Source organism: Micromonospora sp. NPDC003776 (assembly GCF_053605645.1).
The window spans coordinates 1-7,611 of sequence record NZ_JBSGJR010000330.1 but is presented as its reverse complement, the minus strand read 5'-3'; the positions used below and the strand labels follow the sequence as shown (position 1 = coordinate 7,611).

The following is a 7,611-nucleotide window of genomic DNA, read 5'->3' as shown; positions in this document are numbered from 1 at the left end:
GCTGAACGCCTGGCTGGTGGCCGGAACCTCGTCTGGTACGCGGGCGACCGTCTTCTCGATCTGGTCGCAGGTGGACGCGGCGGGCCAGATCGCGGGCGGGCCGCCGGCCGGCTGGGTCGGGCAGCGCGCCTCGCTGGGCGCCGGGGTGGTGACCGCCGGCGTCTGCCTGGTCCCGGCGGTGTTCTGGTTCGCTCTCGCCGCCCGGCGCTCGCCGTCGAGTGCCGAGGTGGAAACGCCGGACCTCAGCGGCATCCGGCAAATGGCAGCCTGAAGGGCCTTGCCCTGGACCTTGAAGCATGTCAATATCTGATCACTTTGCGTGTGTCTCTGACTTCGGGGGGTTGATCGACGTGCGGAAGATTTCTTCGATCGGGGCGGCCGTCACGCTGACCGTCGCCTGCACGGGTGTCGCGGTGGCCAGCGCGGCGGCGCCGGCGAGCGCGACCTGCAGCCACTACCACACCAACATCGACACCAAGTTCGGCCAGCTCTTCAACGGCAGCAACGTCAACATCCGCACCGGTCCGCACACCAGCTGCGGTTCGCTGGGCTACGGGCAGCTCAGCCACAGCGTCGACTTCCACTGCTTCACCAGCGGCGACCGGGTCACCGCCAACGGCTACACCACCTACAGCTGGACCTACCTGAAGGACACCACGACCGGGGTCTCCGGCTGGGTCGCCGACGCCCTGCTCGACGGCCTCGGCAGCAGCATCGCCTGCTGAACGGCACCGCCTGCCCGTTCGGCCCCGCGTCGGCGGAGCCATCCTGCCCGTTCGGCCCCGCGTCGGCGGGGCCGAACGGGCAGGATGGCTCGGCATGAGCAGCCTCGAACAGATCCTGTACCCACCGGTCGAGCCGTACGCCACCCACCGGGTCTCCGTCGGTGACGGCCACGAGCTGTACGTCGAGGAGGTGGGCCGGCCGGACGGCGTGCCGGCGGTCTTCCTGCACGGCGGCCCGGGCGGTGGTCTCGTGCCGGCGGCCCGGCGGTTCTTCGACCCGGACCGCTACCGGGTGGTGCTGTTCGATCAGCGGGGCGCGGGGCAGAGCACCCCGTCGGGTGGCCTGCGCGGCAACACCACCTGGCACCTGGTCGACGACCTGGAGGTGATCCGCGAACGGCTGGGGATCGACTCCTGGCTGGTGTTCGGCGGATCGTGGGGCGTGACCCTCGGCCTGGCGTACGCGCAGGCCCACCCCGACCGGGTCACCGGGCTGATCCTGCGCGGGGTGCTGCTCATGCGCCGCGCCGAGCGGGACTGGTTCTACCAGGGTGGCCTGCGGCACCTCCAGCCGGAGGAGTGGGACCGGTTCGTCGCCCCGATCCCCGTGGCGGAACGGGACGACGTGCTGGCCGCGTACCACCGGCGACTGCACGGGCCGGACGAGGCGGAGGCGCGGGCCTGCGCGGCGGCGTGGGGCCGGTGGGAGGCGGTGAACTCGTCGCTGGTGCCGGACGCCGGTGTGCTCGAACACTTCACCGCCGACGCGCACGCCCTGCCGATCGCCCGGATCCTCTCCCACTACGCCTGGCACGGCGGCTTCCTCAACACGGACACGCAGCTGCTCGACGGGGTGGACCGCATCCGCCACCTGCCCGCCGTCATCATCAACGGCCGCTACGACGTGTGCTGCCCGCCGGTGTCCGCCTACGACCTGGCCCGCCGCTGGCCCGAGGCGGACCTGCGGATCGTGCCGGACGCCGGCCACTCGGCGGCGGAGCCGGGCATCGCCCGCGAACTCCTCCGCGCCACCGACGAGTTCGCCACCCGCCTCACCCCCTAACCCCCCTCGCTCCCGCCCCGCCCCGCCCTCGCCCCCGCGATCATGCAGTTGTGTACCGAACAAAAGCCGCTGATGCCGCGAATCGGGGGCCACAACTTCATGATCGCCGCGACCGAAGGCGGGGGGCAAGGTCGGGGGCGGGGGCGAGGGCGGGGGCGGGGCGGGGTCAGCGGGGGCGAGGGTCGGCGGCCAGCAGCGCGCGGATCGGGTCGGCGATCGCCGGATCCACCGGGAACCGCGCCGCCAGCCAGTCGAGCGTCACGCGGGCCGCCTCCCGGTTGCGCTCGTAACCGGGGACCATCTCGGCGAGCGGAAGCACCTCCGGCGGGTAGGCCCGCTCCACCCGACGGCTCGGGTCGAACGGGTCCCGCCGGTGCGCGGCCGCTTCCGGGGCGGTCAGCCGCAGCAGCGCGAGCACCCGGTCCACCGCGTACGACTGGATGAACCGGGACGCGGTGAGCCGCTCCCCGCGCAGCTCGCGGTGCAGGCCCACGTACAGGTTGGTGAGCGCCTCGCCGAGATGAAACTCGACGGTGTCGTACGGCGTGGCGGGCCCGGGCGGCGGCCCGCACTCGGCGAGCCCGGCGGGCGCGTCGGGGCGTTGCCACACCACCCGGGCGCCGGTGAACGGCAGCCGGGCCAGCTCGTCGACGGTGAAGACGGCGTACTCGACGAAGATCCCGTCGGCGTAGAGCGCCTTGCGGCCGTTCCGCTCGTTGCGGAAGCTGTACGCCACCGGGCAGGGCGCCGCGAGCCAGTCGACCGAGTCGGCGTAGCCGGCCACCGCCCCGTCCGCGACGACGAGGAAGAAGTCCAGATCGGAGTGGGCGTCGAGGCGGTCGTGCTCGGCGCCGGCGGAGCCGAGGCCGAGCAGCGCCAGGGTGTCCGGCCGGGTGGCGAGGTGGGTGGCGAGGTCGTCGAGTCGACGCAGCATCGGGTGCATCCGTCGTCCCTTCCGTGAAGAGTCGACGTTTCAGCCCGCACGGCCCTGCACCGCCGCCGGGGTCGCGACACCGATGCCGCCCATTCTGGCCCGCCCACCACCGGCCCTTCAAGGCTCACCCCTGCCGGCCCGTAGCCGTCGGGTTTCCGTCGCCCCGGCGGCCCCTCGTGATCTACCCAGCCCCCGGCCGCCGGTGGCAGGATCGACCGGGTGACGGGTGCGCTCTTCGCGGTCAGTGATCTCCACGTGTCGTACGAGGAGAACCGCACGGTGGTCGACGGCCTGCACCCGGAGTCGCCGGACGACTGGCTGATCGTGGCCGGTGACGTGGCCGAGCTGTTCGGCGCGGTCGAGGAGACGTTGCGCCTGCTCCGCGACCGGTTCGCCCAGGTGATCTGGGCACCGGGCAACCACGAGCTGTGGACGCACCCGTCCGACCCGGTGACCCTGCGTGGGCAGGAACGCTACGCGGCGCTGGTCGGGATGTGCCGCGCCCTCGGCGTGCTGACCCCGGAGGACGACTACCCGGTCTGGCAGTCCGAGGACGGGCCGGTGGTGGTGGCCCCGCTGTTCCAGCTCTACGACTACTCGTTCCGCGCCCCCGGCACCAGCACGAAGGAGGAGTCGCTGCGCCGGGCGTACGACGCCGGGGTGGTCTGCACCGACGAGGTGCTGTTGCACCCGGACCCGTACCCGGACCGGGAGTCCTGGTGCTGGGCGCGGCTGGCCGAGACCGAGCGCCGGTTGGCGGCCGTCGACCCGACCCTGCCGACGGTCCTGGTCAGCCACTGGCCGCTGGTCCGGCAGCCCACCGAGATCCTCTGGTACCCGGAGTTCGCCCAGTGGTGCGGCACCGAACGCACCGCCGACTGGCACGTCCGGCACCGCGCGGTCGCCGCCGTCTACGGGCATCTGCACATCCCGCGCACCACCGAGTACGACGGGGTGCGCTTCGAGGAGGTGTCGCTGGGCTACCCGCGCGAGTGGCGCCGCCGCGGCGGGGAGCCGCGGCCGATGCGCCGGATCCTGGGAGGCAAACAGTGATCGAGACCCTGCTGCCGCCGGCGGTGGTGGCCGTCCACTCCTTCTCCGACATTCCCGGGGAGGCCCCGTACCCGGGCGAACAGGACCTGGTGGCGAAGGCCGTGGAGAGCCGCCGCCGGGAATTCGTCACCGCCCGCCGCTGCGCCCGGGAGGCGCTGGGCAAGCTGGGCCACGCCCCGGGTCCGATCCGGTCCGGCCCGCGCCGGGAGCCGGTGTGGCCGGCAGGGGTGGTCGGCAGCATCACCCACTGCGCCGGCTACCGGGCCGCGGCGGTCGCCAGCGCCACGGAGCTGGCCGGCCTGGGCATCGACGCGGAACCGCACGAGGAGCTGCCCGAGGGGGTGGGCGAGACGGTGACCGTCGGCGGCGAGCCGGGGCTGCTGCGCCGCCTCGGCCGGGACGCCCCGACCATCCACTGGGGCCGGCTGCTGTTCAGTGCCAAGGAGTCGGTCTACAAGGCGTGGTACCCGCTGACCGGGCGCTGGCTCGGCTTCGAGGACGCGGAGCTGTCCATCGACCCGGCGCAGGGGCGCTTCACCGCCCGGGTGCTGGTCGATGGCGGCCGGGCCGACGGTGGCCCGCCGCTGACCGAGCTGCACGGTCGCTGGCTGGTCGCCCGCGGTCTGATCGTCACGGCCGTCACCGTGCCGCGCTGACCGCCACACACCATCGGTCGGGCCTGCGCGACGCAGCGTGACGAATGGCAGGTCGGCAGGGCCGAGGTATTGACTGTGACCTGATACACACCCTTGAATTCGACTGATCGGGTCCCACCGGAGCGGTCGTCGGGGTGGCGGTGAGTGCGGTGGAGAGCGGGATACGTGAGCGCCGCCGCAGGACGGTGCTCAGTGCCGCGCTGCACGCCGTCTCGCACTCCGTCGGTGTCGTCTACTGCCTGCTCACCCTCCACCAGCCCCACCGTGGCCCGATGCTCGCGGCGTATTGCTGCGGGCTGCTGGCCGGGGTGCTGGGCTCCTGGGCGGCGACGCGGGTGACCACGAAGGCGTCCGGCTACCGGGTCTCGTTCACCCTGCTGATGATGACGCTGGTCCTCGCGGCGTTCGGCGCGTACTGGGACGGCGGGGTGACCTCGCCGGCCGCGCTCGGCTTCGTGACCACGGCCGTCTTCGTCGCCGGCCACACCCCCGAGCTGCGCCTGATGCTGGCGCTGGAGGTGCTCACCGTGGGGGCGTACCTCGCCGTCGCGATCCTCCGGCCGGCTCCGCCCGGGTACGTCTTCGTCTACGTCTCCGGCATGCTGGTCCTCGTCTCGGTCTTCGCCACGCAGACCCGGACGCTGGCCCGCCAGCGGTCCCAGTTGCGGGCGCTGGCCTCGCTGGACCCGCTCACCGGGGCGCTGAACCGGCGCGGGCTGGCGGAGTTCGCCCGGCACCTGTTCCGCACCGGCTGCCGGCCCGGGCCCTCCCTGCTCTGCCTGGACCTCGACGACTTCAAGCTGGTCAACGACCGGTACGGGCACGCCGCCGGGGACGACCTGCTGCGCCGGGTGGTGGCGGTGGCGCGGGAGGCGCTGCGGGCCGGGGACGCGATCGCGCGGGTCGGTGGCGACGAGTTCGTCGTCGTCCTGGCGGACGCGGACCAGAGCACCGCCCGGACGGTCGCCGCGCGGCTCGACGCGGCGGTAGGGCAGGTCGCCGGCATCAGCATCGGCGCGGCCACCGCCCCGGGCGACGGGGACACCCTCGACGCCCTGATCCGGGTGGCCGACCGGCACCTCTACCGGGCCAAGCAGGCGCGCCGCGAGGGCCGCCCCCTGCTCTCCGGCCGCTCCGACGTACCCGGTTAGCCCACGCCGCTCTCCACCACACCGGCCAGCGGCGCGGGTGAGGCGGCCATCGTCGACATGGCCCGCAGCAGCCCCGCCGTGCCGGCGTCCGCCGGGAAGAACGTCTCGATGGAGATCTCGTCCAGCGTCACGTCCCGGGGCGAGCCGAACATCGTCATCGTGTACAGCAGCGCCAGCTCGCCGTACTCGGTGCTGAACCGCAGCGGGACGACCAGGTCCTCGGCCGGCGCGGCGGCGCCGCCGACCGGCTCCGGCGCGGGGTAGCTCTCCAGCTCCGCCAGCAGCTCGGCCAGGCCCTCGGCTGCGGTCCGGGCGAGCTGCCGGCGGACCCGGCGCAGCACGTGCGCCCGCCACTGCGCGAGGTTCACGATCCGCCGGGACAGGCCGTCCGGGTGCAGCGTCGCCCGCAGCACGTTGACCCGGGGCGTGCGCAGCTCCGCCGGCACACCGCGCAGGAACATCTCCATGGCGCGGTTCGCGGCGAGCACCTCCCACCGTACGTTGACGGCCAGCGCCGGATTCGGTTCGTGACCGGCGAGGACGGCCTCGACGGCGGCCCGGGCGGCGCCCAGGTCGGTGAACGGCCGCTCGGGGTGCACCGGCGCGAACCCGGCGGCCAGGTAGAGGGCGTTCCGCTCCCGCAGCGGCACCTCCAGCTCCTCGCAGAGCCGTTCGATCATGCCGCGGCTCGGGTTGGCCCGTCCCGTCTCGACGAAGCTCAGGTGCCGGGTGGACAGCTCGGCCGACACCGACACGTCGAGCTGCGACCGGCCCCGCCGCTCCCGCCAGCGCCGGATCAGCACGCCCACCGGTTCGGTCCTGGTCATGGCACCAGCCTCGCCCGCCGGGCGACGCGGGGCAATGACCTCGGAGGTAATCGACACCACCCGGGGGCGGGACGCACGGTTCCAGGTGTGGCAGCCGCCGCAGCAGATCGTCGACAGGAAGAGGAAGCACCATGACGTCCACGAACCAGGCCACCGTCGAGCGTTACCTCCGGTTCTGGAACACCGGCAAGCCCGACGAGCAGCAGGAACTGGCCACCGAGACGTTCACCGACGACGTCACGTACCACGCCGTGATCGGGGTGTTCAGCGGCCGGCAGGCACTGATCGACTTCCACGACCAGTTCACCGGGCACATGACCGACGCGGTGCTCCGGCACCGTGGGGAGCCGCAGCTCCACCACGACCGGGGTCGGGTCCGGTGGGAGATCGAGGTGGGGGACGGGAAGTCCTTCGCCACCGGCACCGACCTGCTGGTGTTCGACGCCGACGGCCGGATCAGCGAGATCACCGCGTTCCTGGACCGGGCGCCCGAGGGCTTCGACCCGCACGCCCACCACTGACCCGGACCGGTGCCCGGCGGGGCGGTGGTCGCGCCCCGCCGGGCGGGCCGGTGTCAATGGCCGCGGGTGGCCCGGCAGATCTCCACCGGCAGGGCCGGCGCGCCGTCGATCGGGGCCGGGTCCTCCGGCGTGGCGGCGATGCCACCGGCGGCGATCCGGTCCAGGGTGGCCAGCCCGGCCGCGTCGACGGTGCCGAAGACGGTGTAGTTCGGGCGCAGCGCCGAGTCGGACTGGACCAGGAAGAACTGGCTGCCGTTGGTGTCCGGGCCGGCGTTGGCCATGGCCAGGGTGCCCCGGGCGTAGAGCCGGCGGACCCCGGTCGGGTCGGTCGGCGCCGGCGGCAGGTCGGTGGGCAGTTCGTCGGCGTACCGGTAGCCCGGGCCGCCCTCGCCGGTGCCCGACGGGTCGCCGCACTGGAGCACCTTCAGCGTCGGGTACGCGGTGAGCCGGTGGCAGGGCGTCCGGTCGTAGAACTTGTGCCGGGCCAGGTGCAGGAAGCTCTGCACGGTGCACGGCGCCTGCTCCCGGTCGAGGGTCAGCCCGATCGGCCCCTGGTTGGTGTGCAGGGTGACCCGGACCGTGCCGTGGTCCGGCGTCCGCCGGGGGTCCGGCGGCAGTGGCACCGGGCGGGCCGCCGGCTCGTCCGGCGTCGGCGTGTACGCGCACGGTCCCTGGGTGGGC

General features: G+C 73.6%; 10 protein-coding genes. 7 read left to right on the top strand and 3 right to left on the bottom strand.

All coding sequences use genetic code 11. The annotated features are described in order from the left end of the window. The 3 genes from ACWEVO_RS23655 to pip all read left to right on the top strand — a co-directional run. Positions 1-271, top strand: a 271-nt coding sequence (locus tag ACWEVO_RS23655) for a hypothetical protein (protein ID WP_452309704.1), incomplete at its 5' end; no start/stop codon positions are given. Positions 272-350: 79 nt separating this feature from the next. Next, entirely contained in the window at positions 351-725 is a 375-nt protein-coding gene (locus ACWEVO_RS23650) for a hypothetical protein (protein ID WP_452309703.1), read from the top strand. Between the two features lie 94 nt (positions 726-819). Then, positions 820-1,788, top strand: coding sequence for a prolyl aminopeptidase (gene pip, locus ACWEVO_RS23645; RefSeq protein WP_452309702.1), 969 nt, complete (start codon positions 820-822; stop codon positions 1,786-1,788). 166 nt (positions 1,789-1,954) lie between these two features. Here the strand turns inward: pip and ACWEVO_RS23640 are convergent, their stop codons facing one another. After that, complete coding sequence (locus ACWEVO_RS23640; protein WP_452309701.1) at positions 1,955-2,722, bottom strand: hypothetical protein; 768 nt, start codon at positions 2,720-2,722, stop codon at positions 1,955-1,957. Between the two features lie 219 nt (positions 2,723-2,941). Between ACWEVO_RS23640 and ACWEVO_RS23635 the strand changes: the two genes are divergently transcribed. The 3 genes from ACWEVO_RS23635 (at position 2,942) to ACWEVO_RS23625 (ending at position 5,582) form a co-directional block, all read left to right on the top strand. Further along, a complete protein-coding gene (locus ACWEVO_RS23635; protein WP_452309700.1) occupies positions 2,942-3,775 on the top strand; it encodes a metallophosphoesterase family protein in 834 nt (277 codons plus the stop codon). After that, complete coding sequence (locus ACWEVO_RS23630; protein WP_452309699.1) at positions 3,772-4,431, top strand: 4'-phosphopantetheinyl transferase family protein; 660 nt, start codon at positions 3,772-3,774, stop codon at positions 4,429-4,431. Before ACWEVO_RS23635 ends, ACWEVO_RS23630 begins: the two co-directional genes overlap by 4 nt. Positions 4,432-4,571: 140 nt before the next feature. Next, positions 4,572-5,582 carry a GGDEF domain-containing protein gene (locus tag ACWEVO_RS23625; protein ID WP_452309698.1) on the top strand — a complete coding sequence of 337 codons (1,011 nt, stop codon included), beginning with the start codon at positions 4,572-4,574 and terminating at the stop codon, positions 5,580-5,582. On the opposite strand, the gene ACWEVO_RS23620 is transcribed toward ACWEVO_RS23625, so the two are convergent. Beyond that, positions 5,579-6,409 carry an MmyB family transcriptional regulator gene (locus ACWEVO_RS23620; RefSeq protein WP_452309697.1) on the bottom strand — a complete coding sequence of 277 codons (831 nt, stop codon included), beginning with the start codon at positions 6,407-6,409 and terminating at the stop codon, positions 5,579-5,581. The two genes, ACWEVO_RS23625 and ACWEVO_RS23620, sit on opposite strands and share 4 nt — an antisense overlap. A gap of 131 nt (positions 6,410-6,540) precedes the next feature. On the opposite strand from ACWEVO_RS23620, the gene ACWEVO_RS23615 reads away from it, so the two are divergent. Beyond that, complete coding sequence (locus ACWEVO_RS23615; RefSeq protein WP_452309696.1) at positions 6,541-6,930, top strand: nuclear transport factor 2 family protein; 390 nt, start codon at positions 6,541-6,543, stop codon at positions 6,928-6,930. A 53-nt stretch (positions 6,931-6,983) separates the two neighbouring features. On the opposite strand, the gene ACWEVO_RS23610 is transcribed toward ACWEVO_RS23615, so the two are convergent. Then, a partial coding sequence (locus tag ACWEVO_RS23610) for a peptidylprolyl isomerase (RefSeq protein WP_452309695.1) occupies positions 6,984-7,611 on the bottom strand: 628 nt, incomplete at its 5' end.

Bases quoted from the DNA above. Each gene is read 5' to 3' on its own strand.
- pip (WP_452309702.1), top strand. From the start codon at position 820: ATGAGCAGCCTCGAACAGATCCTGTACCCACCGGTCGAGCCGTACGCC.
- ACWEVO_RS23640 (WP_452309701.1), bottom strand. From the start codon at position 2,722: ATGCTGCGTCGACTCGACGACCTCGCCACCCACCTCGCCACCCGGCCG.
- ACWEVO_RS23620 (WP_452309697.1), bottom strand. From the start codon at position 6,409: ATGACCAGGACCGAACCGGTGGGCGTGCTGATCCGGCGCTGGCGGGAG.
- ACWEVO_RS23615 (WP_452309696.1), top strand. From the start codon at position 6,541: ATGACGTCCACGAACCAGGCCACCGTCGAGCGTTACCTCCGGTTCTGG.